This window comes from Burkholderia sp. KCJ3K979 (genome assembly GCF_016759955.1).
Taxonomy (GTDB): Bacteria; Pseudomonadota; Gammaproteobacteria; order Burkholderiales; family Burkholderiaceae; genus Burkholderia; species Burkholderia orbicola.
Genome location: NZ_JACFYV010000053.1, coordinates 1 through 26,321, shown reverse-complemented (window position 1 = coordinate 26,321; position 26,321 = coordinate 1). Strand labels below are relative to the sequence as shown.

Genomic DNA, 26,321 nt, shown 5'->3' with positions numbered 1-26,321 from the left:
GCGAAACTGGCGGAATTGTCAGGTTGGGGCGTGGCGTCCGTCGGCCGATTCCGCAGACGGAATGCGTCGTCGCGATCGCGACGGTTTCGCGCATCGGGCGGCGATCACAGCTGCTCCATGCCGAAGCGCGCGAGCGCGTCGAGATCGACGACCTCGATCTGGTTGTACGCGAGCCGCAGCGCGCCGAGCTTCTCGAGCTGCTGCAGCGCCTGGTTGATCCGCTGGCGCGATACGCCGACGAGCATCCCCAGCTCCTCCTGCGAGATCGACAGCGACGGGCCGGTGTCCGGGTACAGCGCGGGATTGAAGAGCTGCGCGAGCGCCTGCGCGACGCGCGCGTCGACGTCGAGCAGCCGGCTGTTCTGGATCGACGCGATGAATTCGCCCATCCGGTTGTTCAGCTGATGAATCACGAAGCGCGTAAACGGCAGGCTCGTGTCGAGCAGCGCATGGAACGTGTCGACCGGCACGAACAGCACGGTCGAGCGCTGGATCGCGACGACCTCGTACTTGCGCAGCTCGCGCTTGATCACGCTGCCTTCGCCGAACCAGCCGCCCGACGGCACGCCGGAGAACGTGCAGCCGCGCCCCGACACGTTGAAGATCGCGAGCTTCAGCAGCCCCTGATGGACGCCGATCCAGTATTCGGACGGCGCGAGCCGGTGCGCGATCACGTCGCCCGCTTCGCACTGCGCGACGTGCGACTCGGCCAGCACGCGCGCCTGGTGTTCGGGCGCCAGCGTGCGAAACCACGCGCACTGGCCGAACAGCGTCGCGAGCGGCGGCAGCGGGCCCGGTTCGGGGAGCGTGTCGGCCGGGGCGGCGGCCGCGTCGAGGTGGTCGTGCATGGGTGCGGGTTTGCGAGGATAGGGATAACGCGCAGCGCTCGAGCGGCACTCTGTCGTTTCGATGACAGACGGCTCACAATAGCGCCCGTTAGGCTGTCGGCAATTGAACCACATCAAAACGATCCGGGGTGCATGCGCCCCGGTGGACAGAACACGGGAGACAGGATCATGACGCAGATGTTCGAGGCCGGGCTCGGCCGCCGCGATGCCAATTACGTGCCGCTCACCCCGATCGATTTCCTGATCCGGGCGGCCGAAGTCTACGGCGAGCGCCTCGCGATCGTGCACGGCGACGTGCGGCGCACGTGGGGCGAGACCTGCACCCGCGCGAAGCAGCTGGCGAGCGCGCTCGCGCAGGCCGGGGTCGGGCGCGGCGACACGGTCGCGGCGCTGCTGCCGAACATCCCGGCGATGGTCGAGGCGCACTTCGGCGTGCCGATGGCCGGCGCCGTGCTGAACACGATCAACACGCGGCTCGACGCATCGTCGGTGCTGTTCATGCTGCGTCACGGCGAGGCGAAGGTGCTGATCGTCGACACCGAATACGCGGAGATCGCGCAGCGCGCGGCGCTCGAGGTGCCGGGCCTGAAGATCGTCAGCGTGGCCGACGCGCTGCCGGCCGACCCCGACCGCTTCGCGGGCGCGACCGACTACGAGGCGTTCGTGGCCGGCGGCGACCCCGACTACGCATGGACGCCGCCCGCCGACGAATGGGAGGCGATCGCGCTGAACTACACGTCGGGCACGACCGGCGACCCGAAGGGCGTCGTCTATCACCATCGCGGCGCGTATCTCGCGGCGATCAGCAACATCCTCGAATGGGACATGCCGAAGCACGCGGTGTATCTGTGGACGCTGCCGATGTTCCACTGCAACGGCTGGTGTTTCCCGTGGGCCGTCGCGGCGCGCGCGGGCGTGAACGTGTGCCTGCGCAAGTTCGACGCGAAGACCGTGTTCGACCTGATTCGCCGCGAGCGCATCACGCATTACTGCGGCGCGCCGATCGTGCAGAGCGCGATCGCGAACGCGCCGGCCGAGCTGCGCGCGGGGATCGACCACACGGTGCACGCGATGGTCGCGGGCGCGGCCCCCGCGCCGGCCGTGATCGCGAAGATGAAGGAGATCGGCTTCGACCTGCTGCACGTGTACGGGCTGACCGAGGTCTACGGCCCGGCGACCGTCTGCGCGAAGCAGGCGCACTGGGACGCCGTGTCCGACGAGGAGCGCGCGCGGCTGAATGCGCGCCAGGGCGTGCGCTACCACCTCGAGGCCGGCGCGACGGTGCTCGATCCCGACACGATGACGCCGGTGCCGGCCGACGGCGAAACGCTCGGCGAGATCATGTTCCGCGGCAACATCTGCATGAAGGGCTACCTGAAGAACCCGAAGGCGACCGACGAGGCGTTCCACGGCGGCTGGTTCCATACCGGCGATCTCGCGGTGCTGATGCCGGACGGCTATATCCGGATCAAGGATCGCAAGAAGGACATCATCATCTCGGGCGGCGAGAACATCTCGAGCATCGAGGTCGAGGACGCGCTGTACCGGCATCCGGCGGTGGCCGTGGCGGCCGTCGTCGCGATGCCCGACCCGAAATGGGGCGAGGTGCCGTGCGCGTTCGTCGAGCTGCGCGAAGGCGCGAGCGCGACCGAGGAAGAGATCGTCGCGCACTGCCGGCAACTGCTCGCGGGCTTCAAGGTGCCGAAGGCCGTGCGCTTCGGCGAGCTGCCGAAGACCTCGACCGGCAAGATCCAGAAGTTCCAGTTGCGTAATGCGGTCGGCTCGGACAAGGCGATCGACCTGGCGGGCGACAAGAAGTAGTCGAGGCCCGGCCGCGGCCGATCGTTCGTCGTCCGGCGTTCGTCACGCGTCGCGTGCGAGCCGGAACACGCTGACCGCGTCCGACAGTTGCGCGGCCTGCTCGCGCAACGCGACGGCCGCGCGCTCGGCGTCCGAGATCAGCATCGCATTCTGCTGCGTTGCTTCGCCGATCTGCGTGACGGCCAGGTTCACCTGCTCGATGCCGGTCGATTGTTCGCGCGACGCGGCGCTGATCTCGCCGATCAGCGTGCGCACCTGGTCGACCCGCGCGACGATGTCGCGCATCGTGCCGCGCGCGGCGTCCGCGATCCGGTAACCCTGTTCGACGGTCGTCGACGATTCGGCGCTCAGCGCGTCGATCTCCTTGACCGCGGCCGCGCTGCGCTGCGCGAGCGCGCGCACCTCGGCCGCGACCACCGCGAAGCCCTTGCCGTGTTCGCCCGCGCGGGCGGCCTCGACGGCCGCGTTCAGCGCGAGGATGTTGGTCTGGAACGCGATGCCTTCGATCGCGCCGGTGATCTCGGCGATCCGGCGCGTCGCGCGGCCGATGTCGTCCATCGTCGCGACCACGCGCTGCACCGCGGCGTCGCCGTTCGTCGCGGCGGCCGACGCATCCGCGACCAGCGCGTTGGCCTGCGCCGCATGCTCGGCGCTCTGCTGCACGGCGGCGGTGATCTGCTCCATGCTGGCGGCCGTCTGTTCGACGCTGCTGGCCTGCGTCGCGATCCGCGCGGCGATGTCGCCGCTGCCGGCCGCGATGCCGACCGTGCCGTGCGCGATGTCGGCCGCACCGTTGCGCACTTGCGCGACGATCCGCGCGAGGCCGTCGCCGATCCCGTCGACCGCCTGCACGAGCCGGCCGATCTCGTCGTTGCCCGCGCTGCCGTGCGCGGCCGCGCCGTCGCGGATGCGCACGCTGAGATCGCCCGCCGCATAGCGCTCGGACGCGCGGGCGGCGGCTTCCAGCGGCCGGCTCACCACGCGCCGCACGACGATGACGAACAGCGTCGCGAACGCCGCGACGAGCACGGCGCCGATCATCAGGAAGCGGTTGCGGGTGGCGCGCATGGTGGCCAGCAGCTCGTCGTCGAGCGCGATCCCGCCGACGAGCCATTGCCACTGCGGAATCGTCGTGAACGACACGAATTTCGCGGTCGGCCCGGCGTCGTGCGCGGCGGGGTCGGTCGACGTGTACGCGAGCCGGCCCTGGGCCGTCGCGAGCATCTGCGCGTAGGGGGCGCGCGTGTCGTCGGCACGCTGGCCGGCCGCATCGGGATGCACGACGAAGGTGCCGCGCGACGGGCCCGGCGACGCATCGAGCACGAAGTAGTAGCCGTTGTCGCCGATCTTCAGCGCACGGATGCCGTCCTCGACGAGCTTGAGCTCGGCGCCGATGTCGAGGCCGACGAACAGCGCGCCGATCACGCGGCCGGTCGCGTCGGTCACCGGCTTGTACTGCGTGATGTACGACCGGCCGAACAGCTTCGCGAGGCCCGTGTAGCTGCGCCCGGCGACGAGCGGCGCATACGCGGGGCCGGCGCGGTCGAGCTTGGTGCCGACCGCGCGCGCGCCGTCCTGCTTCTTCAGCGAGGTCGTGATGCGCACGAAATCGTCGCCGTCGCGCGCGAAGATCGTCGCGATCGCGCCGCTTTTCTTCAGGAACTGGTCGGGAATCGAGTAGTCGAGGTCGAGCGGCTGGCCGCCCGCGAGCAGGGTCGGCGCGGCCACGCCGCCGATATCGACGGTGCGCGCCGGATCGAGCGAGAAATCGGCCGGCAGGAAACTCGCGAACAGCGACATCGAGCGGTTGGCTTCGGCGGTCAACGCCTTGTCGAACAGGTCGACCATCGCGCGGATCGACTGCTCCTTGTCGTCGATCCGCTTATGCGCTTCATCGGCGAGCTGCTGGCCGGCGAAATGGGCGAGGGTCCACGCGAACACGGTAAACAGCAGGGCGACGAGCGCGCACGCCAGCGCGGCCAGACGCGCGCCGACGCTCACTCGGCCCAATTGGGTCATTCTCATGAGACATCCTGAGTGGGAGTGAGAGGAGGCGGAACGCACGCGTCACCGCTCGTGGTCCCGTTAATACGGCAACTTTCGCGAAATCTTTAGCGGATGTCGCGGATCACGGGCCCGCAGGCGGGCGAAGGGGAAGCGAGGGTCAGTGCATGACGAGCCACGCGACGGCCAGATAGCGGCCGACTTTCGCGATCGTCACGATCGCGAGAAAGGTCGGCAGCGGCTCGCGCAGCACGCCGGCGATCATCGTCAGCGGATCGCCGATCACCGGCGCCCAGCTCAGCAGCAGCGACCAGCGGCCGTAGCGTGCGTACCAGCGCTCGGCGCGCGCGAGCGCGGACGGCTTGACCGGAAACCAGCGGCGCTCGCGAAAGTGCTCGATGCCGCGGCCGAGCGCCCAGTTGATCGCCGAGCCGGCGACGTTGCCGACGCTCGCGACCAGCACCAGCGCCCACACGGGTTCGCGTCCGGCGAGCAGCAGGCCGGCGAGCACGGCTTCGGACTGGAGCGGCAACAGGGTCGCGGCGACCATCGACACGGCGAACAGGCCGCCGTAAGTGAGCAATTCGGACATCGCGCGATTGTACCGGCCGTGCGGCGGCCGGCCCCGGTCACGCGGTCATCGGCTCACGATCTCACGCGGCATCCGTCGTGCCGAACAGCAGGTGCGAGATCATCGACTTGTCGACCGGTTCGTCGTTGAGCGTGCTGGCGAGCAGTTCGCCCGCGAGCTGCTGCGGCGAGAACACCATGTCGGGCTTCAACAGCCGCAGCCGTTCGAGGTTGCGCTGCTGGTTCACGAGCGCGACCGTGCGCACCGACGGCGCGATCTCGCGGATCGCGAGGATGATGAACGCGTTTTCGGCGTCGTCCGAGCGCAGCGCGAGCACCGCGCGCGCGGTCGCCGCGCCGGCGCTTTCCAGCACCGCATGGTCGGTCGCATCGCCGACGATCAGGTCGGTCGCCGCCGGATAGTTGTGCTCGACGCCGGCCGGCACGACGACGGTCACCGCGTAGCCGCGCTTGCGCAGCCCGTCGTGCACCGCATGCGCGACGGGTGTCGCGCCGACGATCAGGAAATGATGCTTGCGGATCACGTTCGAAATGCCTCCCTTGACGATCCGTTTCAGATTGCCGCCGATCACCGGGCCGACGACCGCGCTGATCGACGTCGCGAACACCGTGATGCCGAGCACGATCACCGATGCGGTGAACAGGCGCGCGGTCGGCGCGTGCGGCACGATGTCGCCGTAGCCGACGGTCGACATCGACACGATCGAGAAATAGACGGCGGTGGCGAGATCGTGGACGGGCGGCGTGAACTCGTCGCCGAGATAGAGCACGCCGAAAGTGGCGTAGATCAGCAGCGACACGATGCTCAGCAACGCGAACAGGCTGCTGGCGGCCACGCTCGTGCGATCGAAGTGCCGCCAGTAGTACAGCAGCGCGACGACCAGCACGGCCGTATAGACGAACACCGCGTGGCTGCGATAGCCGCCGAGCACGCTGATTGCGGCGGCCGCGACCAGCAGCAGGATCGACAACACCCACGCGACGCGGGCGCGCAGGACGATGCCGATGGCCATCGTCGCGAGGCCGGCCGCGACCACCACCTGCGGCAGCACGACGAGCCCCATGTTGTCGACGAGATTCAGCGCATCGGCGAGCCACGCGCGGTGCAGACCGAGCCGCGCGTGCTCGACGACGGGGCGCAGCACCATGAGCGCATCGAGCGCAAGCAGGAGGGCGAGATACCAGTGCAGGCCGATCGGCGCGAACAGGCGCCGCAGGCGGGAGGTGACGTGCTTCATTCAGTCGCCCGGCAGGCCCGGGCATGTCCAACGAACCAGGCGCTACCCTAAAGCATTCGGCGCCCGGCTGCTTTTTCGAGGGGCCTGGCAGCGGCGCCAACGCAGCCCGTTCGCGCGGCCGTTCAGTTCCAGCCGACCATGATCGCGCCCATCCCGACGAGCAGCCCGCCCGTCACGCGGTTCATCGCGCGCATCCGTGCCGGCCGCTGCAGCGCGCGGCTCAGCCGGTGCGAGAACAGCGCCATCGATGCGACGCCGCCCGCGAACAGCAGCGCGAACGTCGCGGCGAGCAGCAGGTATTGAAGGTTCAGGCTCCAGTCGGCATTCGGGCTGATGAACTGCGGAAAGAACGACGGAAAGAACAGCAGCGTCTTCGGATTCAGCCCGGAAGTCGCGACGCCGCGCCAGAACAGCGCGCGTCCGGAGTCGGCGTGCGGCGCGGCGATGGCCGTTCCTGCGTCGGTCTCGGCCGGCGCCGCGGCCGCACCGGCCGGCGTGCGGCTCAGCCATTGCTTGCCGCCGAGCCAGACGAGATACGCGGCGCCGGCCCAGCGCAGCACGGTCAGGGCATGCTCGTCGAGGTGGACCAGCGAGTTGAGGCACAGCGCGGTCAGCGCGAGTTGCAGCAGCACGGCGAGCGTGCCGCCCCAGACGCACGGTAGCGCGCGGCGCCAACCGGTGCGCAACGCCTGGTTCATCGTGAGCAGGTTGACGGGGCCGGGCGCGTAGATGAGGACGACGGAAGCAGCGAGGAACGACAGATAAAGCTTGAACGACATGACGGACGGGCAAGAGCGGGGAGGCAGGCACCGGCCCCGCACGCGGTCGGATGGGCGTGCGGGCGGCGGGGAATCGCATGTCTGCCGGCCGGCACCGCAACTCGTGATTGCGGCCGTGCGTTCCGTTGCGAGGGGTGGTCGCGGGGAGCGTGCCGGACAGCAGGCATGGAGAAAATGTATCAAGCGGCCCGGTTAAAAGGCTTCCTGTTTTCCAGTAAAACGCCCCTGAAACCGGAATCCTGTTCAGATAGAATGCCGATTTTCAGTAGAAGATTCTTCTCGCCATGGCTACCCGCGAACGCACGCCCAAAACGCTCGACAATCAAGACCGCAAGATCCTGGGTGCATTGCAGAAAAATGCGCGCCTGTCGAACGCCGAACTGGCCGAACAGATCGGCATGTCGACCACCGCCTGCTGGAACCGCACGCGGCAACTCGAACTCGACGGCTACATCGACGGCTATGTCGCGCTGGTCAACCAGCGCAAGCTCGGCTACGCGGACATCGTGATCCTCGAAGTCACGCTCGATCGCCATGAAGACGACGCACTGGCGCGCTTCGGCGCTGAACTGGCGGCGCTGCCGGAGGTGCTCGAGGCGTATCTGGTGTCGGGCGAGTACGACTACTGGATCAAGGTCGCGGTGGACGGCACGGCGGGCTACGAACGCTTCCTGCGCGAAAAGCTGTACAGGATCTCGAGCATCCGCCACAGCCGTTCGATGTTCGCGCTGCGGTGCATGAAGGATGTGCCCTCGATTCAGGTGTGACGGGGAGAGACGGGGGCGCGGCCGCCGTTGAAACGGCAATGCGTGCGGTAACAGCGCGGGTGCGAAGGAAACCGGTGAACGGCCGGCGCGGAAGGCTCGCGAGAGAAATGGCCGGCGGGCACACAAAAACGGATGAATCTTCCGTCGGCGATGGCTGGGCGTAATCGCGCGCTGGCCGGAAATGGCTGCATGCCCAGACAACCTGACTTATAGCCATCCGCGCCGAGACGCATGAATCGGCGCCGGTATCGGCCTGAAACACGGCCTCGAGACGATCTTGAAACGCTCGCCACGCGGCGAGGGTATTCGGCCGGGACGAGCCCGGCTTCTTGCTATCTGACAGGCGCGATCGCCCGGTGCCCGGCGCAACAGCCGCTGTCGGCGCGCGTCAGGACAAGGGGATCAGGCGACCGGCGATCTGGCCGCCGGTCCAGCCCACTCAGCGCGGCAGGCGCGCGTGTGCTTCAGCGATGACTTCGCAGTTCTCGAGGTGCAGTGCCCAGGCTTCCGCCAGCAGCTCGCCAACACGCGCGAGCCAGCCAGTGGATTGGGTGGAACGATCGGAGACATTAGACGTTTGCATGACGAAGCCCCATATAGGTGGCGAGTTAGGGATAACCCTAATCATAGCGAAGCGAACTCGCTTTGTGAAATGCGATTTCGTTATATGAGAATTACTGACAATTTATGTTGCTGCTACGCAACATGAATATTGGCTTCCCGGACGTGTCGACTAGGCGTGACGAGGCCGTGCCGGCACGGCCTCGCGGGGAGAAAGAAAGGGAATCGAACGTAAGTTGGGAAAAGGGCCCGATTACCGGCCGATCCACCCGAAGCGCCACGACAGCCGCCGCGTTGCGGCCCGCAGCGTTTGCGCCAGCTCGCTGTCCGGCCCGCGCGGGAAGCCGCGCGACGAGCCGATGATCGCGATCACGAGCCGGATGCTGCCGGTGTGATCGAACAAGGGTGCGGCAATCGTCCCGATGCCCGGCACCGGCGCGTCGAACGCGAAATCGAGCTCGTCCGCGCGGATCGCCGCGAGCCGCGAGCGGAAGGCCGCGTCATCCGGTGCGACGGGCGCGCCGGCGAGGCGCACGGGCTCGTTGGCGAGCAAGTCGGCCAGCACGTCGTCGGACATGCCGGACGCGAAAATCCGGCCGATCGCCGTATTGACGAGCGACATCACGGTGCCGACCTGCAGGCTCACGTGCTGCGGCCGCGCCGATTCCTCGAGCCGGATCACGGTCGGCCCGAGCGGGCCGAGCGTCGCGGCGGCCACGCTCATGTCGGTCGCGCCGGCGAGCGCGACGATCTCGGCTTCCGCGTCGCGCGTCGGCGACACGCGCTGCATCGCGATCAGGCCGAGCGCCTGCGCGAGCGGCCCGCCATCGAAGCAGCCGGCGTCGTCGCGGCTCAGCAGGCCGATCTTCTGCAGGCTGACCAGATGCGGAAATGCCTTCGCGGCCGGCATGCCGGCCGCCGTCGCGAGATCGCGCAGCGGCAGCGCGCGGCCCGCCGACACCAGCGCGAGCAGCAAGTCGCCGGTGCTGTCGAGCGCATTGATTCCGCGCTGCGTTTTCGCGTCGTCGGCCAGCGCGGGCGGTACGCGTGCGACGCCCGGCGCCACCGCCGGCGCGGGCGCCGGTTCCGCACGCGCCGCGCCGAGCGACGCGGTGGCCTGCCGCGCCGCGTCGCGCAACGCCGCCGCGATCGGGCCGTCCCAGTCGACATCGATCGATCCCGTCGAACCGATCACCGTCAACGCGAGCTGCAGGCGCCCGTGCGGATCGAGCACGGGCACGCACATCCCGCTGACGCCCGGGCTCGGCCGGTCGATGCTGCGTTCGATGCCGCGTGCGCGGATCGCATCGAGTTCGACGGGTTGCGCATCGGCGTCCGGCGCGGCCGACTGGTTTTCGGCGCCGGCAAGCGTCTCGCCCGCACCTGCTTGGTTGGCCGCCATCGCATCGAGTTGCGCGGCGTCGCCGAACGCGCGGAACACGCGGCCGGTCGCCGTGGTGTCGAGCGACATCACCGAACCGACGTGCAGGTTCACGTGCAACGGATAGCCGCCGTGCTCGATGCGCACGATCGTCGGGCCGAGCACGCCCGGCACCGACAGCGCGACGCTCAGCCCGACCGTTTCCGCGAGCCGCACCGCATGCGGCAGCGTCGCCCGGTAGGCCGGCTGGCGTTCGATCGACATCAGCCCGAGCCGCAGCGACAGCGGGCCCGGCTCGTAGTTGCCGGTGATCGCGTCCCGCTTCACGAGCGCGAGCCGCGTCAGGCTCACGAGATAGGTGTGCGCCTGCGCGGTGGAGAGATCGGCCGCCGCGGCCAGTTCCGACAGCCCGAGCGGCTTGCGCCGGCGCGCGAGCGCGTCGAGCAGCCGGCCGCCGACCTCGACACTCTGGATGCCGCGCTGCGCCTTGGGCGGCGCATCGTCCGCGCTGACTTCGTGGTTCTGCACGCGATGATTCTTCCGTTGACGAAACCCCGCATGGTATCCGACGCCATTTTGAGCGCCAGCCCACACGTTTACCCGTATTGGACAATAGCAAGCACATTTGTCATTGACAAATATTCGACGCAGACCGATGATCCGCTCACTCCCCCTCAACACATGGCTCGCAGCCACGGAACGCACAATGGCCAAAGCATTCGCCTCCCAAGCCGATCTGGAAGAGAAGAAAGTCACCTGGACGAAGCTGTCCGAGAACGCGTACGCGTACACAGCCGAAGGCGACCCGAACTCGGGCGTGATCATCGGCGACGACAGCGTGCTGATCGTCGACACGACCGCGACGCCCGCGATGGCTCAGGACCTGATCGCGAAGATCCGCAGCGTGACCGACAAGCCGATCAAGCACGTGGTGCTGTCGCACTATCACGCGGTGCGCGTGCTCGGCGCGTCCGCGTACTTCGACGAAGGCGCGCAGCACGTGATCGCGAGCCGCGGTACGTACGAGATGATCGTCGAGCGCGGCGAGGCCGACATGAAGTCGGAGATCGAGCGCTTCCCGCGCCTGTTCGCCGGCGTCGAGACGGTGCCCGGCCTGACCTGGCCGACGCTCGTGTTCGAGCGCGAGATCACGCTGTTCCTCGGCAAGCTCGAGGTGAAGATCATGCACGTCGGCTCGGGCCATACGAAGGGCGACACGATCGTCTGGCTGCCGTCGCAGAAGGTGCTGTTCTCGGGCGACCTCGTCGAATACGACGCCGCGTGCTATTGCGGCGACGCGCAGCTCGAACAGTGGCCGGCCACGCTCGAGGCGTTGCGCGCGCTCGGCGCCGAGAAGCTCGTGCCGGGCCGCGGCCCCGCGCTGCTGAATCCGGCTGAGGTGAACAAGGGCCTCGACTACACGAAGGATTTCGTCACGACGCTGCTCGCGCAGGGCCGCAAGGCCGTCGAGCGCAATCTCGACCTGAAGGCCGCGATGGCGCTCACGCGCGAAGCGATGGACCCGAAGTTCGGCCACGTGTTCATCTACGAGCACTGTCTGCCGTTCGACGTGTCGCGCGCGTTCGATGAGGCGAGCGGCATCGCGCATCCGCGCATCTGGACCGCGCAGCGGGACAAGGACATGTGGGCCGCGCTGCAGGACTGAGCGGCCCACGGCGGCGGGGCGGCGCACACATGATCGCCTTGCCGTTTCCCTGAAGGTCGCGGCATTCGCGGCGGCATCGCGCCGCGGTGCCGGCGACCGTATCCGGTCTCACAAGAATGCAGGGCGCATGCACGCCCTCGGAGACTGCCGCGCGCTCGACATCGCGCGGTCCGTTTGGAGAGAGACATGCCCCAATCGCTTCCCGCCGAAGCGACGCTCGCGCACGCGAGCGCGTCGGCGCCGACTTCCGCATCCGAATCCGCATTCAGCGACGCGCTGCTGTTCCGCAAGATCGCGTGGCGGATCGTCCCGTTCCTGTTCCTCTGCTACGTCGTGTCGTTCCTCGACCGCATCAATATCGGCTTCGCGCAGTTGCAGATGAAGCACGATCTCGGCTTCAGCGATGCGATGTACGGCCTCGGCGCCGCGGTGTTCTACGTCGGCTACGTGTGCTGCGAAGTGCCGAGCAACATGCTGCTCGCGCGGTTCGGCGCGCGCCGCACGTTCACGCGGATCATGCTGCTGTGGGGCCTCGCGTCGACCGGGATGATGTTCGTGTCGCAGCCGTCGCATTTCTACGTGCTGCGCTTCCTGCTCGGCGTGTTCGAGGCCGGCTTCTTCCCCGGCATCGTGCTGTACCTGACCTACTGGTTCCCCGCGAACCGGCGGGCGGCGGCGATCTCGGTGTTCTTCGCGGGCGTCGCGGTGGCCGGCGTGCTCGGCGGCTTGTTGTCGGGCTGGATCATGCGCGACATGAGCGACGTGCTCGGGCTGCACGGCTGGCAGTGGATGTTCGCGATCGAAGGGGCGCCGGCGATCCTGCTCGCGTTCGCCGCGTTCTCGTTCCTCGTCGACCGGCCGCAGGACGCCGCGTGGCTCACGTCCGACGAAAAGGCGCGCGTCGCCGTGCTGTGCGCCGAAGGCCGCGCACACGGCAATGCGCACGACGGACGCAGCGTGATGGCCGCGCTCGCGAACCCGCGCGTGTACCTGTTCGCGTTCATCTATTTCTCGCTGACCTGCGCGTCGCTGACGCTCAACTTCTGGATGCCGCTGATGATCCGCGACTTCGGCGTGACCGACGTCGTCGCCGTGAGCCTCTACACGGTCGTACCGAATGCGGTGGGCGCGGTGGGGCTGGTGCTGATCGCGCGGCGCTCGGACCGCACCGGCGAGCGCCGCAAGCACTTCGCATGCTGCACGATCGGCGGCGGGCTCGCGCTCGCTGCGCTGACGCTGCACCTGCACAGCTTCGCGGCGATGCTCGCGTGCCTGTCGATCGCGGCGACGCTGATCTTCGCCGCGCTGCCGATCTTCTGGGCCGTGCCGACCCGCTACCTGTCCGGCAACGCGGCCGCGGCCGGGATCGCGTTGATCAGCAGCATCGGGATCACGAGCGGCATCGTCAGCCCGTGGGTGATCGGGATGATCCGCACGCGCACGGGCAGCATGGATCTCGCCGTCTATCTGCTGGCCGCGCTGCTGGTGGCGAGCGGCGTGGCGCTGATGGTCGGCGTGAAGGGCGAAGGCGCGCGGCGCGGCGCGGCCTCCGCCGGCAACTAGCGCGCCGCGGTGTAGCGCGGCGCGGGCGTATTGGCCGACAAATGCGGCGCCATCGTGCGGCGCGCGGCCTCGTACGCGTCCCATTCGTCGCCCGCGTGCAGCGACGGGATCGTCACGAGCTCGCCGCGCTCGAACCCGACCAGCGCCGCATCGACCAGGTCCGGCGCCGTCATCACGATTTCCTTCGGCAGGTGCTCGAGCGGCAGGCCGCCCGTCTGCCAGAACTCGGTGGCCGTCGCGCCGGGCAGCACGGCCTGTACCTGCACGCCCTTGTCGGCGAGCTCGTGATGCAGCGACTGGCTGAACGCGAGCACGAACGCCTTGCTGCCGCCGTACACGCCGTTCAGCGTTTCCGGCGAGATCGCGACGATCGACGCAATGTTGATCACCGCGCCGCGGCCGCGTGCGACGAAACCGGGCACGGCCGCATAGGTCAGGCGCGTGAGCGCGGTCACGTTCAGGTCGATCATCCGCGTCATCGCGTCGACGTCGCTGTCGAGCAGCGGCGCATGCGTGCCGATGCCCGCGTTGTTGACGAGCAGCGTGATGCTCGCGTCCTGTTTCAGCTTGGCTTCGACGGCGACGAGCGCCGCGCGGTCGTTGAGGTCCGCGTCGACGATCTCGACGCTGCGCTGCGTGTCGTTCGTGATGCGCTCGGCGAGGGCGCTCAGCCGGTCGCGGTTGCGCGCGACCAGGATCAGGTCGTAGCCGCGGCGCGCGAGGCGGTCCGCGTAGACGGCGCCGATGCCCGACGACGCGCCGGTAATGAGGGCGGTACCGCGATGTGCTTGCGTCATGATGTGCTCCGTTTCGGTGAGAATGGCCGGATGGCGTGAAGGCATTCTGGCCTCGAAGCGCGGCGACACAAATGACGTAGATGGGTATGATTCCGGACATCGGGCCCATCGGCCCGATCGACACGGAAGCGGAGAACGCACATGCACCGAATCGGCTTTCTGATCAGCGACGGCTTCCAGATCATGGCGCTCGCCGCGCAGTCGGTGTTCGAGTACGCGAACATGGGGATGGACGCGCCGTTCTACGCGATGGACAACTATTCGGTCGACGGCGGCGACGTGCGCTCGTCGCTCGGGCTGCCGGTCGCCACGCGCGCGCTGCGCGGCCGGCTCGACGTCGACACGTGGATCGTCGCGGGCGTCAACGACCCGCTCGCCGCGCCGGCGCCGGCCGGCGTGGTTGCCTACCTGCGTCGCGCGAACGGGCGGGCGCGGCGGATCGCCGGCATCTGCACGGGCGCGTTCGTGCTGGCCGAGGCCGGGCTGCTCGCACAGCGTCGCGCGACCACGCACTGGGCGTTCGGCCGCGACATGCAGCGGCACTATCCGGAGATTCGCGTCGAGGACGACCGGATCTTCATCGTCGACGGCCCGATCTGGACGTCGGCCGGGATGACGGCCGGCCTCGATCTCGCGCTCGCGATGGTGGAAAAGGATCTCGGCGCCGACGTCGCGCGGTCGGTCGCGCGCAAGCTGGTGATGCATCAGCGCCGCGCCGGCGGCCAGTCGCAGCATTCGGAAATGCTCGATCTCGCGCCGAAATCCGACCGGATCCAGAGCGCGCTCGATTACGCGCGGCGGAATCTCGGTCGTGCGCTGACCGTCGAGGAACTCGCCGAGGCCGTGCACCTGAGCCCGCGCCAGTTCAGCCGCGTGTTTACGCTCGAAACCGGGCAGTCGCCGGCGAAGGCGATCGAGCGGCTGCGGCTCGAAGCGGCGCGGCTGATGATCGAACAGAGCCGCCATCCGCTCGACGTGATCGCAAGGGAGAACGGTTTTCGCGACCGCCGGCACATGCGCGAGGCGTTCGTGCGCGGGTTCGGCGTGCCGCCGCAGGCGTTGCGGCGCGACGCACGGACGGAGACGGACGCGCGCGAAACGGGCTGACGCGCGCGGCCGCCTGCCGCCAGCGCGGGGCGGAAAAATCGCGCAGAATCTCGTCGACATGTTTCGCGAGGAGACACGATGCACGCCGAACCGTTCGACATTGCGATACCCGATCAAGCGCTCGACGATTTGCGGCGGCGCGTGCGCGACACCCGCCCGCCCAACCTGACGCCCGCCGAGCCGTGGCAGCAGGGCGTCAACGGCGCGTGGCTGCGCGAACTGGCCGCGTACTGGGCCGACGGTTTCGATTGGCGTGCAGCGGAACGCGCGCTGAACCGGCTGCCGCAGTTCGTCGCGGACGTCGGCGGCCGGCGCGTGCATTTCGTGCATCGGCGCGGCACCGGCCCGAAACCCTATCCGCTCGTCGTCACGCACGGCTGGCCGGGTTCCGCATTCGAATTCCATGCGCTGATCGATCGCCTGTGCGATCCGGCCGCGTTCGGCGGCGATCCGGCCGACGCCTTCGACATCGTCGCGCCGTCGCTGCCCGGCTTCCTGTTTTCTCCCGCGCCGGCGGCGCCCGGCACGTCGGCGCTCCAGGTCGCCGACTGCTGGGCGGCATTGATGGCCGGCCTGGGCTACCCGCGATTCGGCGCGCAGGGCGGCGATCTGGGCGCGGGCGTGTCGGTCGCGCTCGGCGCGCGGCATGAGGGCGTGGTCGACGGCATCCATCTGAACTACCTGCCCGGCAGCTACGACCCGCCGATCGACGCGGCGCGGCCGCTGACCGACGACGAGCAGGCGTTCCTGACGCAGCGCGGCGAGTGGGCAGCGCTGGAAGGCGGGTACGCGTACGTCCACATGACGAAGCCGCAGACGCTAGCCGTCGCGCTCAACGATTCGCCGCTCGGGCTGGCCGCGTGGATCGGCGAGAAATTCCGTGCGTGGAGCGATTGCGACGGCGACGTCGCGCGCCGTTTTTCGCACGACACGCTGCTGACGAGCATCTCGCTCTACTGGTTTACCGGCTGCATCGGCTCGTCGATGCAGATGTACTGGGAGAACCGGCTGCAGCCGATGCGGTTTGCGCCCGGGCAACGCCTGGCGGTGCCCGTCGGCTTCGCGCGCTTCCCGAAGGAAATCAGCCGTCCGCCGCGCAGTTGGCTCGAACGCGTATTCGACGTGGTGCAGTGGACCGACATGCCGAGCGGCGGCCATTTCGCGGCGATGGAAGAGCCGGATCTGCTGGCCGACGATATTCGACGGTTTTTCAGGCGTTTTCGATAACGGGCGGGCAAGCCTGGAAGCGGAAACGTATGGCGGAGGACGCTCGCGCGCGACGGAGTTGACGAGAGCGGCACGATGCGCGTCGCGTCGCCTGTCTTGCCGCGTAGTTACCGCGTGACGAACGCCGTGGCCGCATCCGGCGCCGTACGCGCATGCTTGCGCTGGCGCAGCAGCGCGACGCGGCAGTTCTCGCGCGCCGTTTCGCGGCCGTCGTCGTCGAGCAGCACGAGGTCGCCGCGCATCACGTTCAGCGTGATCACATCCTCGCCCGGCGCGCCGAGCGTTTCCGGCGTATGTACCGAGCCGGCCGGTTCGAGCACCGTCGAACCGGCGTGCGCGACCCAGTCGTATTCGCGGTAGCGCCACGCACCCTGCAGCGTATGGACGAATACCTCGCCATCGTGACGATGGCGCGGCAGCATGCCGCCGGCCGGCATCTTCAGCAGCGCGGTCAGCGTGTCCTCGGCCGCATTGATGTGCAGGTACTTGATCGCGAGCCCCGGCAGGTCGGCGCTCATCGGTAGCCACGGCAGCGCGTCGCCGGGCAGGCACGAGATCGGCGGCAGGTCGGTGGAGAGCGGGGCGGACGGCTGCGTCATGGCGGAAGGCGGTGCGGAAACGGGAAGCCCGCATTATCGCAGAGCGGAATGCGTGGCCGAACAGGGGGGCGGCGTCGCGCCGAAAGCATGCGTGGCCGCCCGATCCTGATACGATGAAATATACAGTCAAACTGTACAGTTTGACTGTCGATGTGCTATCTTGAATTCATGAACTCGCCATCGTCTTCCCCCGACACCCTCCCGCTGGCCGGTCTCGCCGGCGAACTCCGCATCTCGGTCGGCAAGCTGATGCGGCGGATGCGGGAGCAGACCCATCCGAACGACCTCACGTCCTCGCAGAAATCGGTGTTGCTGCGGCTCGATCGCGACGGCCCGGCGACGGTATCGGCGCTGGCGCGTGCCGAAAGCGTGCGCCCGCAGTCGATGCGGGTGACGGTCGCCACGCTCGAGGCGCTCGGCGCGGTCGCCGGCGCGCCCGATCCCACCGACGGCCGGCAGACGCTGATCGCGCTCACGCCCGGTTTCCGCAAGGTGCTGCAAGCCAACCGCGCGGCCAAGGACGACTGGCTGTTCCGCGCGCTGCATGCGCAACTGTCGGCGGCGGAGCAGGCCGAGCTCGCGGCGGCCGTGAAGCTGCTGCAGCGGCTCGCCGAATTCGAGGACCCGGCGCGTTCGTGAACCGCTCCGGCCCGCTAGCCAAAAGGACAACCGGCAAATGAACCTCCTGCACCTCGTGTCGTACTTCTTCGGCGGCGCGTTTCTCGCGAACGCCGTGCCGCATCTCGTCAGCGGGCTGCGTGGCGAGCCGTTCCAGACGCCGTTCGCGAAACCGCCCGGCCGCGGGCTGTCGTCGTCCACCGTGAACGTGCTATGGGGCGTCGTGAAACTCGTGATTGCCTATGCGCTCATGCGCCGGGCCGGCGATTTCGACCTGAAGGTCACGGCCGACGCGGCGGCGTTCGGCCTCGGCATCCTCGCGCTCGGCCTGTTCCTCGCGCGGCATTTCGGCGCACTGCACGGCGGCAACGAGCCCGACCGGGAGCGGCCGTGAGCGTGCCGGCAGCGGGCGTGTTCCGCTCGCTTCGCAGCTTCAACTACCGCGTATGGGCGATCGGCTCGCTGGTGTCGAACATCGGCACGTGGATTCAGCGCACCGCGCAGGACTGGCTCGTCCTCACGCAGCTCACGCATCACGACGCGTCTGCGGTCGGCACGGTGATGGCGCTGCAGTTCGGGCCGCAATTGCTGCTGTTGCCGTGGACCGGCTACGCGGCCGACCGCTTCGACCAGCGCAAGCTGCTGATGGCGACGCAGGCGCTGATGGGCGCGCTGGCGCTCGTGCTCGGCGTGCTGACGGTCACCGGCGCGGTGCGGCTCGAGCACGTGTATGTGTTCGCGTTCCTGTTCGGCTGCGCGTCGGCGTTCGACGCGCCGGTGCGGCAGACTTTCGTCGCGGAACTGGTCGGCGACCGCGAACTCGCGAATGCGGTCGCGCTCAACTCGACGTCGTTCAATGCCGCGCGGATGGTCGGCCCGGCGGCGGCCGGCTTCCTGATCGCGTCGGTCGGCACCGGCTGGGCGTTTCTCGCGAACGGGCTCAGCTTCTTCGCGGTGCTGGCGTCGCTGTCGCGGCTTCGGGAGGACGAACTGCGCACCAATGTGCGGGCAAGCCGCTCGCGCGGCAGCCTGCTAGACGGATTCCGCTACGTGTGGCGCCGGCCGGACCTCACAGCCATCCTCGTGATGCTGTTCCTGATCGGCACGTTCGGGCTGAATTTCCAGTTGTTCATTTCGACGATGGCCGCCAGCGTGTTTCACGTCGATGCGCGCGGGTTCGGTTTCCTGTCGTCGATGATGGCGGTCGGCACGATCTCGGGCGCGCTGCTCGCCGCGCGCCGCGAGCAGCCGCGTTTCCGTCATCTGTGGATCGGCGCGGCGCTGTTCGGGCTCGGCTGCGCGTTCGCCGCGCTGGCGCCCGGCTACTGGTCGTTCGCCGCCGCGCTGGTGCTGACCGGCGTCGCCGCGATCACCTTCATGAACTCGACCAACAGCCTGATGCAGCTTTCCACCGAGCCGGCGATGCGCGGCCGCGTGATGGCGCTGCGTCTCGCGGTCGCATTGGGCGGCACGCCGATCGGCGCGCCGGTGGCCGGCTGGGTCGCGAACCATCTCGGCCCGCGCTGGGCGCTCGGCCTCGGCGCGGCGTCCGGCTTTGCCGCGGCGCTCGTCGCGACCCATTTCGTCACGCGCAAGCGGGCGCAGCCCCGCGCATCCGACGACGGGGCCTGAACGAACCCGAACCGGAAGCCGCCGCTATGCCGCCGGCAGCGTCCCCGCATGCGCGGCTTCGAGGCACGACTGGAACAGCAGCGCGGCCCGCGACGGCCGCGGCGAGCGCCGCAGCAGGCTCACGAACCGGCACCGGTAATTGAACCGGTGCGGCGCGATCGGCTGCATCAGCCCCTTGTTTTCGAAACTCTCCGCGTAGTGATCGGGCAGGAAGCCGAGATAGCGGCCCGACAGAATCAGCGTCGCGATCGATTCCTGGTCCGACGCGGTCGCGCTGCGCGTGAGCTTCGCGCGATGGCTCAGCTCCATGTTCGGCGAATGGAAGCCGAGCCCGGCGAACGCGTGGTTGCGGACCGTCGTCCACGTGAGCTTGCCGTGCGGCGCGTCGAACAGCGGATGCTGGCGGCCGCAGTAGAGCAGCATCCGTTCGTCGAACAGCGCCGAATACACGAGGCTGCCCGAGTTGCGGTGCGCGGGAATGATCCCGACCTGGTAGCTGCCGTCGATCACGCCGCGCTCGACCTCGTTGATCGACGCGACGTGCAGGTTCAGCGCGACGGCGGGCGCTTCGTCCGCGAATTGGCGGATCGCGTCGCCCAGGTGCGCATGCGGGTTGGTGGCCGTCTTGTCGAATACGGCGATGTGAAGTTCTCCGCCCATCGTGTCGTGAATGCCGTCGATCCTGCTGCGAAATGCTTCCATCGACGCGAGCAGCCTCAATGTTTCCTCGTACACCGTCTGCCCCTCGGGCGTCAGCGTGAAGCCCGCGCGGCCGCGCCGGCACAGCACGAGGCCAAGCCGCGTTTCCAGATCCTTCACGTGCCGGCTGATCGTCGAGATGCCGATATTCAGTTCCAGTTCGGCCGCCGCCATCCCGCCGCACTGCACGACGCCCTTGAAGACCCGCAGCAGGCGCAGATCCATGTCGCTGAGCTGTCCGAGCAACGCGCGGCTCTTCGGTTTCTTTGCTTGCATATTTGAGCAAGTGAACATTGATATTGCGATATTCAAAAGACTAATTGGCGTCCCGACAATGCGCAACATCAAACCGAGGAGGAGGGGCGCGCCGCGCCGACCGACATGACCGACATCACCACCGCCCAGCACGACGACACGAACCTCCGCACCGACGCCGCATGGCTCGATGCGCACTGGATGCCGTTCACCGCCAACCGCCAGTTCAAGGCCGATCCGCGGCTGATCGTGTCCGGCAAGGGCGCGTACTACACCGACGCCGAAGGCCGCAAGATTTTCGACGGCCTGTCGGGCCTCTGGTGCACGGGCCTCGGTCACGGCCGCACGGAAATCGTCGAAGCCGTGAGCCGCCAGGTCGCACAGCTCGACTACGCGCCGGCGTTCCAGTTCGGCCATCCGAAATCGTTCGAGCTCGCCAACAAGATCAAGGAACTGACGCCGGCCGGCCTCGACTACGTGTTCTTCACGGGCTCGGGCTCGGAAGCGGCCGACACGTCGCTGAAGCTGGCCCGCGCGTACTGGCGCGCGAAAGGCAAGGGCACCAAGACGCGCCTGATCGGCCGCGAGAAGGGGTATCACGGCGTGAATTTCGGCGGCATCTCGGTCGGCGGGATCGGGCCGAACCGCAAGCTGTTCGGGCAGGGCCTCGACGCCGATTTCCTGCCGCATACGCAACTGGCCGAGAACAAGTTCTCGCGCGGCATGCCCGAGCACGGCGCCGAGCTGGCCGACCGCCTGCTGGAACTGATCGCGCTGCACGACGCGTCGAACATCGCGGCCGTGATCGTCGAGCCGTTCTCCGGCTCGGCGGGCGTCGTCGTGCCGCCGAAGGGCTATCTGAAGCGCCTGCGCGACATCTGTACCGCGCACGACATCCTGCTGATCTTCGACGAGGTCATCACGGGCTTCGGCCGGGCCGGCGCGATGACGGGCGCCGACGCATTCGGCGTGGTGCCGGACATCATGAACTTCGCGAAGCAGGTGACGAACGGCGTGCAGCCGCTCGGCGGCGTGATCGCGACGAAGGAGATCTACGACACGTTCATGGCCGCGGGGGGCCCCGAGTACATGCTCGAGTTCCCGCACGGCTACACGTATTCGGCGCATCCGGTCGCGTGCGCGGCCGGCGTCGCGGCGCTCGACCTGCTGGTGAAGGAAGACGCGGTGGCCCGCGTGCGCGATCTCGCGCCGCATTTCGAGGCGGCCGTGCACGGGCTGAAGGGCCAGCGTCACGTCGCGGACATCCGCAACTACGGGCTGGCGGCCGGCCTGACGATCGCCGCATTGCCGGGCGAGCCGGCACGGCGCCCGTACGAGATCGCGATGCGCTGCTGGGCTAAGGGCTTCTACGTGCGCTACGGCGGCGACACGATCCAGCTCGCGCCGCCGTTCATCGCCGAGAAGCGCGAGATCGACAACCTGGTCAACGCGCTGTCCGACGCACTGAACGAAGTGGACTGAGCGATCGCTCGTCCTCACGCGACAACCGAATTCAGGAAAGAGCCCCAGACATGAAACACGACAGCAATGTGACCTCCACCGTCGGCCACCTGATCGACGGCAAGCGCGTCGACGGCGGCAGCCGCGTCCAGCCGGTGTTCGACCCGGCGACCGGCGAATCGCGCAAGAGCGTCGCGCTCGCCGACAAGCTGACCGTCGAAGCCGCGATCGCATCCGCGCAGGCCGCGTTCCCGGCGTGGCGCAACACGCCGCCGCTGAAGCGCGCGCGCGTGATGAGCCGCTTCAAGACGCTGCTGGAAGAGCATGCCGACGAGCTGTGCGCGCTGATCACGGCCGAGCACGGCAAGGTGCTCGCCGATGCGATGGGCGAACTGCAGCGCGGGATCGAGAACGTCGAGTACGCGACCTATGTGCCCGAGTTGCTGAAAGGCGAGCACAGCAAGAACGTCGGCCCGGCGATCGATTCGTGGAGCGAGTTCCAGGCGCTTGGCGTCGCCGCCGGCATCACGCCGTTCAACTTCCCGGTGATGGTGCCGCTGTGGATGTGGCCGATGGCCGTCGCGTGCGGCAACACGTTCGTGCTGAAACCGTCGGAGCGCACGCCGTCGTCGACGCTGCGCATGGCCGAGCTCGCGCTCGAGGCCGGCCTGCCGCCGGGCGTGCTGAACGTCGTGAACGGCGACAAGGAAGCGGTCGACACGATCCTCACCGATCCGCGCGTGAAGGCCGTGAGCTTCGTCGGCTCGACGCCGATCGCCGAATACATCTACTCGACCGGCTGCGCGCACGGCAAGCGCGTGCAGGCGCTCGGCGGCGCGAAAAACTTCGCGGTCGTGATGCCGGATGCCGATATTCCCAACGCGGTGAACGCGCTGATGGGCGCCGCATACGGCTCCTGCGGCGAGCGCTGCATGGCGATTCCGCTGGTCGTTGCGATCGGTGACGAAACGGGCGACCAGGTCGTCGCGGGGCTGAAGGCCGAGATCGAGAAGATGAAGGTCGGCCCGGGCAACGGCGCGGGCGTCGACATGGGCCCGCTCGTCACGCAGCAGCATTTCGAGAAGGTGACGGGTTTCGTCGAAGCGGGCGTGGCAGCGGGCGCGACGCTCGTCGTCGACGGTCGCGGCGTGAAGGTCGACGGCCACGACGGCGGTTACTACCTCGGGCCGTGCCTGTTCGACAACGTGAAGCCCGGCATGCCGATCTACCAGCACGAGATCTTCGGGCCGGTGCTCGGCGTGATTCGCCTGAAATCGCTCGACGACGCGATGGCGCTGATCGATGCGCACGAATACGGCAACGGCACCTGCCTGTTCACGCGCGACGGCGAGGCTGCACGCTACTTCAGCGACAACATCCAGATCGGCATGGTCGGCATCAACGTGCCGCTGCCGGTGCCGGTCGCGTACCACTCGTTCGGCGGCTGGAAGCGTTCGCTGTTCGGCGACCTGCACGCATATGGCCCGGACGCGGTGCGGTTCTACACGAAGCGCAAGACGATCACGCAGCGCTGGCCGTCGGCCGGTGTGCGCGAAGGGACGGTGTTCAGCTTCCCGTCGAACCGCTGAGTTGACGCGCGCACCGGCTGCATACGGCCGGTGCGACGTGCGGAACTGCCGAGGCCCGCCCCGATCGACGATCGGGGCGGGCCTTTTACGTGCTGGCGAAATGCACGGAGCGCGGCGAAAGCAGGCTTACGGCGCGACCACGTGCCACACGTTCTTGAAGTTGTCGCCGTTGCGCTCGCCCTGTTTCATGTCCTTCGAGAAGAAGTACAGCGGCTTGCCCTTGTACGCCCATTGCGGGCTGCCGTCGTCGCGCTTGACGATCGTGTAGGGCCCGACCGGTACGTCGGTCGCGCTGGCCTTGTACGGCGGCCAGAGGGTTTCGCATGGGCCTGTGCAGGCGCTGGTGCCGGCGTTGGGCTTGTCCTTGTCGAATGCGTAGACGGTCATGCCGTTGGCGGCGACGAGCGCGCCGTTCTCGACTTTCGTGATCGAACCTTGGGCCGAGGCCGAGGCGGACGCCATGGCGAGCAGGACGGAGCTGACGAGCAGCGCAGCTTTCATGTGTGCCTCCTGGTAGTCGGTGGGCGGGCGCGATCGCGTGCACGGGCGAGCGTGCGCGACGACCGCGGTGAATGGCGCCGGAACGCAAGGCCGTTGCCGCGGCGGGCGACGCACGGTCGAACGGCGGCAAACGGGGGCGCTTCATTCACGATAGGCGGTTTTTGGCGGGGCTGCGAGAAGATCGGGGGGCGTATCGGCCCGACGTATGCAGCACGCAACGGCATGGCGGGCGCCTGCATCCGTATTCGGCATCCGTCCCCGAACGCGGCGCACGCCGACGCATCAGCGGTTCGCGCGATTGGTCAGTGCGACGCCCGCGATCACGAGTGCGCCGCCGGCCAGCATCGACGGCGACAGCGGCTCGCCGAGCAGCACGACCGACAGCAGCACGCCGAACACCGGCACCAGGTTGGTGAACACGGCCGCGCGGGCCGGCCCGAGGAGGCGGATGCCCTGCGAATACCAGACGAACGCGATCACCGTGCCGACGGCGCCGAGATAGAGCATCGATGCGACGGCCTGCCACGTCAGCGGCGTGCCGCCAGTCGCCGTCGCGTCGAACAGGTGCGTGACGAGCAGCAGCGCGAGGCCCCAGAGCGCCGCGTACGTGGTGGCCGCGAGCGGCGACAGCCCGTCGAGCGCGCGCCGGCCGATCACGGTGTAGGCCGCCCAGCTCAGCACCGCGCACAGCATGAAGCGTTCGCCGGCGCCGAACGTATTGCCGAGATCGGTCAGCACGCGCAGCCAATCGCCGCGGCTGATCACGATCAGCGCGCCGCACAGCGCGACCGCGATGCCGGCCCAACGCGACAGCGACAGGCGTTCGCGCACGACGACCGACAGCAGCACGGCGGTGGCGACCGGATTCAGTGCGACGAACAGCGCGGTGCGCCCGGCCGGCATCCGCGCGAGCGCCGCGAAAAAACACACGTTGTACAGGAAGATGCCGGTCGCGCCGAGGCCGAACGTCGTCACGATCTGGCGTCCGCTGAGTGTCGGCAGCCCGCCTTCGACCTGCCAGGTCAGCACGACCAGCAGCAGCGCGGCGATCGCGAAGCGTCCGGTGGCCGCCGAGGTCGCGGACATCGTCGCGGCGAGGATCCGGCCTGCGATGAACGTCCCGCCCCAGAACAGCGCGACGAGCGTGAGCTTCACGTAGATGGCCGCGTGCGGCCGGGGGGCGACGACGCTGGCGGGCGGGGCGGGAGCATTCATGTGGCGTGCAATCTCGAAAGGAAGCGTGTGCCGCGAGGCGTGCGTGGCCGCGCGCGGCTAAACGATGCCGAACCGCGCGATGGCCGGCCTGCGGGCCGATTCAGTGAAGGGGGCTGGGCGGGCGTCGTCAGCGGAACGCGGGCGCCGACGCGAGCGCGGTGAGCACGGCCGGCATCGCGAGCGCGGCGGCGATCGTCTGGAACGCGGTGATGCCGGCCATCAGCGGCGCGTCGCCGCCGAGCTGGCGCGCCATGATGTACGACGCCGACGAGGTCGGCAGCGCCTGGAACAGCAGCGCGACGGTCAGCGCCGCATCGCCGAGCCCGAACAGCCGGCCGGCCGCGAGCGTGATGAGCGGCATCGCCACGAACTTGAACGCCGATGCGACGCACACCGGCTGCCACCATGCGCGGGCCGCATCGAATGTCAGCGCCGCGCCCACGCACAGCAGGCCGAGCGGCATCGACGCGGCGCCGAGCGCCCGCACGGCCGGCTCGACGGCGGCCGGAAACGCCACGCCGCCGGCCTGCATCGCCATCCCGAGCGCGCAGGCGACGACGAGCGGATTCGACAGGATCTGCCGCACGAGCGCCGCCGCGCCGAGCCGCGTGTCGCCGTAGCGCGCGAAGACCAGCACGCACATCAGGTTGACGGTCGGCACGATCGCCGCGACGCAGACGGCCGCGAGTGCAATGCCCTTCGCACCGAACAGCCCGGCGGCGAGCGCGGTGCCGACATAGTTGTTGAAACGCACGGCGCCCTGGAACACCGACGTGAACCCGGCGCCGTCGACCCGCACGAACCGGCGGACCAGCAGAAGAAGCGCCGCGGCGAATGCGGTCGAACCGACCAGCGCCGCCGCGAGCGGTAAAACGGGCAACGATTGCAGCCGCGCATTCGCGAGGCCGTCCGCGAACAGCGCGGGCAGCAGCACGTAGTAGCAGAGCCGCTCGGCGTGCGGCCAGAACGCTGCGGCGATGAAGCCGGTGCGCCGCAGGCCATGACCGAACGCGACCAGCAGCGCGACCGGCGCGAGCGCGAGCAGGATCGGGCCGATCATCGGCGCGCCTTCATGCGGGTCGTGCCGGAGCGCCGGCGCGGCCGGCAGGCAACGCAGCGGAACGACGCGGGAATCCATCCGGCGGGCGACATGGCGACATGCAATCGAAAGAATGACGATGCCGCCAAGTTAACACGCGCAAGCAACAGGAATAATGGTGAATTATCGGGTGTTCAATGAGAAATTCTCATCGATGACGCGGTCACTTCGGCGGCCAGCGCGCGGGCGAAACGTTCGGCCGGACGCGACTGGTGTTCGAGCAGCACGACCGCGCGGCCCATCTGCGGCTGGCCGAACGGCAAGCGCGTGACCGGCGGCAGGCGCGCGAGCGTCGCGTCGGGG

Annotated in this window: 24 protein-coding genes and 1 pseudogene; 11 read left to right on the top strand and 14 right to left on the bottom strand. The window is 68.6% G+C overall.

Going from position 1 to position 26,321, the window contains the following annotated elements:
- Positions 1-104: 104 nt before the first annotated feature.
- Positions 105-848: a Crp/Fnr family transcriptional regulator gene (locus H3O04_RS14480; protein WP_027810626.1), complete on the bottom strand. Its 744-nt coding sequence runs from the start codon at positions 846-848 to the stop codon at positions 105-107.
- Between the two features lie 168 nt (positions 849-1,016).
- Here H3O04_RS14480 and H3O04_RS14475 point away from each other — a divergent pair, with 168 nt between their 5' ends.
- Positions 1,017-2,669, top strand: coding sequence for an acyl-CoA synthetase (locus H3O04_RS14475; protein WP_006479121.1), 1,653 nt, complete (start codon positions 1,017-1,019; stop codon positions 2,667-2,669).
- A 42-nt stretch (positions 2,670-2,711) separates the two neighbouring features.
- Here the strand turns inward: H3O04_RS14475 and H3O04_RS14470 are convergent, their stop codons facing one another.
- The 4 genes from H3O04_RS14470 to H3O04_RS14455 form a co-directional block, all read right to left on the bottom strand.
- Positions 2,712-4,694, bottom strand: a complete 1,983-nt coding sequence (locus tag H3O04_RS14470; RefSeq protein WP_202587921.1) for a methyl-accepting chemotaxis protein — start codon at positions 4,692-4,694, stop codon at positions 2,712-2,714.
- Between the two features lie 139 nt (positions 4,695-4,833).
- On the bottom strand, positions 4,834-5,265 hold the full coding sequence (locus tag H3O04_RS14465; protein WP_006479118.1) for a YqaA family protein: 432 nt from the start codon (positions 5,263-5,265) through the stop codon (positions 4,834-4,836).
- A gap of 61 nt (positions 5,266-5,326) precedes the next feature.
- Positions 5,327-6,502, bottom strand: coding sequence for a voltage-gated potassium channel protein (kch, locus tag H3O04_RS14460; protein ID WP_202587920.1), 1,176 nt, complete (start codon positions 6,500-6,502; stop codon positions 5,327-5,329).
- 122 nt (positions 6,503-6,624) lie between these two features.
- A complete protein-coding gene (locus tag H3O04_RS14455; RefSeq protein WP_202587919.1) occupies positions 6,625-7,281 on the bottom strand; it encodes a LysE family translocator in 657 nt (218 codons plus the stop codon).
- 284 nt (positions 7,282-7,565) lie between these two features.
- Between H3O04_RS14455 and H3O04_RS14450 the strand changes: the two genes are divergently transcribed.
- The gene (locus H3O04_RS14450) at positions 7,566-8,048 is read left to right on the top strand and encodes an Lrp/AsnC family transcriptional regulator (RefSeq protein ID WP_006479115.1); all 483 of its coding nucleotides are present in this window, start codon (positions 7,566-7,568) and stop codon (positions 8,046-8,048) included.
- 439 nt (positions 8,049-8,487) lie between these two features.
- On the opposite strand, the gene H3O04_RS14445 is transcribed toward H3O04_RS14450, so the two are convergent.
- Positions 8,488-8,631, bottom strand: coding sequence for a hypothetical protein (locus tag H3O04_RS14445; RefSeq protein WP_226134863.1), 144 nt, complete (start codon positions 8,629-8,631; stop codon positions 8,488-8,490).
- Positions 8,632-8,862: 231 nt separating this feature from the next.
- Positions 8,863-10,518: an IclR family transcriptional regulator domain-containing protein gene (locus H3O04_RS14440; protein WP_202587918.1), complete on the bottom strand. Its 1,656-nt coding sequence runs from the start codon at positions 10,516-10,518 to the stop codon at positions 8,863-8,865.
- A 178-nt stretch (positions 10,519-10,696) separates the two neighbouring features.
- Here H3O04_RS14440 and H3O04_RS14435 point away from each other — a divergent pair, with 178 nt between their 5' ends.
- Both H3O04_RS14435 and H3O04_RS14430 read left to right on the top strand, forming a co-directional pair.
- Entirely contained in the window at positions 10,697-11,656 is a 960-nt protein-coding gene (locus tag H3O04_RS14435; protein ID WP_006482658.1) for an MBL fold metallo-hydrolase, read from the top strand.
- A gap of 186 nt (positions 11,657-11,842) precedes the next feature.
- Positions 11,843-13,219: an MFS transporter gene (locus H3O04_RS14430; RefSeq protein WP_202587917.1), complete on the top strand. Its 1,377-nt coding sequence runs from the start codon at positions 11,843-11,845 to the stop codon at positions 13,217-13,219.
- Here H3O04_RS14430 and H3O04_RS14425 read toward each other — a convergent pair.
- Positions 13,216-14,016, bottom strand: coding sequence for an SDR family NAD(P)-dependent oxidoreductase (locus H3O04_RS14425; protein WP_006479111.1), 801 nt, complete (start codon positions 14,014-14,016; stop codon positions 13,216-13,218). The two genes, H3O04_RS14430 and H3O04_RS14425, sit on opposite strands and share 4 nt — an antisense overlap.
- A gap of 141 nt (positions 14,017-14,157) precedes the next feature.
- Between H3O04_RS14425 and H3O04_RS14420 the strand changes: the two genes are divergently transcribed.
- Positions 14,158-15,123 carry a GlxA family transcriptional regulator gene (locus H3O04_RS14420; protein WP_124476375.1) on the top strand — a complete coding sequence of 322 codons (966 nt, stop codon included), beginning with the start codon at positions 14,158-14,160 and terminating at the stop codon, positions 15,121-15,123.
- Positions 15,124-15,201: 78 nt separating this feature from the next.
- On the top strand, positions 15,202-16,350 hold the full coding sequence (locus tag H3O04_RS14415; protein ID WP_202587916.1) for an epoxide hydrolase family protein: 1,149 nt from the start codon (positions 15,202-15,204) through the stop codon (positions 16,348-16,350).
- 107 nt (positions 16,351-16,457) lie between these two features.
- On the opposite strand, the gene H3O04_RS14410 is transcribed toward H3O04_RS14415, so the two are convergent.
- Positions 16,458-16,949, bottom strand: a complete 492-nt coding sequence (locus H3O04_RS14410) for a 2,4'-dihydroxyacetophenone dioxygenase family protein (protein ID WP_006479108.1) — start codon at positions 16,947-16,949, stop codon at positions 16,458-16,460.
- Between the two features lie 150 nt (positions 16,950-17,099).
- Here H3O04_RS14410 and H3O04_RS14405 point away from each other — a divergent pair, with 150 nt between their 5' ends.
- Genes H3O04_RS14405 through H3O04_RS14395 form a run of 3 tightly spaced genes read left to right on the top strand, consistent with a single transcriptional unit; the run spans position 17,100 to position 19,199 of the window.
- The gene (locus H3O04_RS14405; protein WP_006479107.1) at positions 17,100-17,588 is read left to right on the top strand and encodes a MarR family winged helix-turn-helix transcriptional regulator; all 489 of its coding nucleotides are present in this window, start codon (positions 17,100-17,102) and stop codon (positions 17,586-17,588) included.
- A gap of 37 nt (positions 17,589-17,625) precedes the next feature.
- The gene (locus tag H3O04_RS14400; protein WP_202587915.1) at positions 17,626-17,961 is read left to right on the top strand and encodes a hypothetical protein; all 336 of its coding nucleotides are present in this window, start codon (positions 17,626-17,628) and stop codon (positions 17,959-17,961) included.
- Positions 17,958-19,199, top strand: a complete 1,242-nt coding sequence (locus tag H3O04_RS14395; RefSeq protein ID WP_006479105.1) for an MFS transporter — start codon at positions 17,958-17,960, stop codon at positions 19,197-19,199. The genes H3O04_RS14400 and H3O04_RS14395 overlap by 4 nt, the downstream gene beginning before the upstream one ends.
- Before the next feature lie 24 nt (positions 19,200-19,223).
- Here H3O04_RS14395 and H3O04_RS14390 read toward each other — a convergent pair whose 3' ends face one another.
- Complete coding sequence (locus H3O04_RS14390) at positions 19,224-20,174, bottom strand: LysR family transcriptional regulator (protein WP_202587914.1); 951 nt, start codon at positions 20,172-20,174, stop codon at positions 19,224-19,226.
- Positions 20,175-20,279: 105 nt separating this feature from the next.
- Here H3O04_RS14390 and H3O04_RS14385 point away from each other — a divergent pair, with 105 nt between their 5' ends.
- Together H3O04_RS14385 and H3O04_RS14380 are read left to right on the top strand one after the other, a co-directional pair.
- A complete protein-coding gene (locus tag H3O04_RS14385; protein ID WP_011547771.1) occupies positions 20,280-21,635 on the top strand; it encodes an aspartate aminotransferase family protein in 1,356 nt (451 codons plus the stop codon).
- Positions 21,636-21,685: 50 nt separating this feature from the next.
- Positions 21,686-23,203, top strand: coding sequence for a CoA-acylating methylmalonate-semialdehyde dehydrogenase (locus H3O04_RS14380; protein WP_006479102.1), 1,518 nt, complete (start codon positions 21,686-21,688; stop codon positions 23,201-23,203).
- 126 nt (positions 23,204-23,329) lie between these two features.
- On the opposite strand, the gene H3O04_RS14375 is transcribed toward H3O04_RS14380, so the two are convergent.
- The 4 genes and pseudogenes from H3O04_RS14375 to H3O04_RS14360 all read right to left on the bottom strand — a co-directional run.
- A complete protein-coding gene (locus H3O04_RS14375; protein ID WP_006479101.1) occupies positions 23,330-23,704 on the bottom strand; it encodes a COG4315 family predicted lipoprotein in 375 nt (124 codons plus the stop codon).
- A 282-nt stretch (positions 23,705-23,986) separates the two neighbouring features.
- The gene (locus H3O04_RS14370; RefSeq protein WP_011694730.1) at positions 23,987-24,919 is read right to left on the bottom strand and encodes a DMT family transporter; all 933 of its coding nucleotides are present in this window, start codon (positions 24,917-24,919) and stop codon (positions 23,987-23,989) included.
- A 127-nt stretch (positions 24,920-25,046) separates the two neighbouring features.
- Positions 25,047-25,979 carry an AEC family transporter gene (locus H3O04_RS14365; protein ID WP_196222401.1) on the bottom strand — a complete coding sequence of 311 codons (933 nt, stop codon included), beginning with the start codon at positions 25,977-25,979 and terminating at the stop codon, positions 25,047-25,049.
- Positions 25,980-26,152: 173 nt separating this feature from the next.
- Positions 26,153-26,321, bottom strand: a pseudogene (locus H3O04_RS14360) (LysR family transcriptional regulator); the annotation flags it as partial.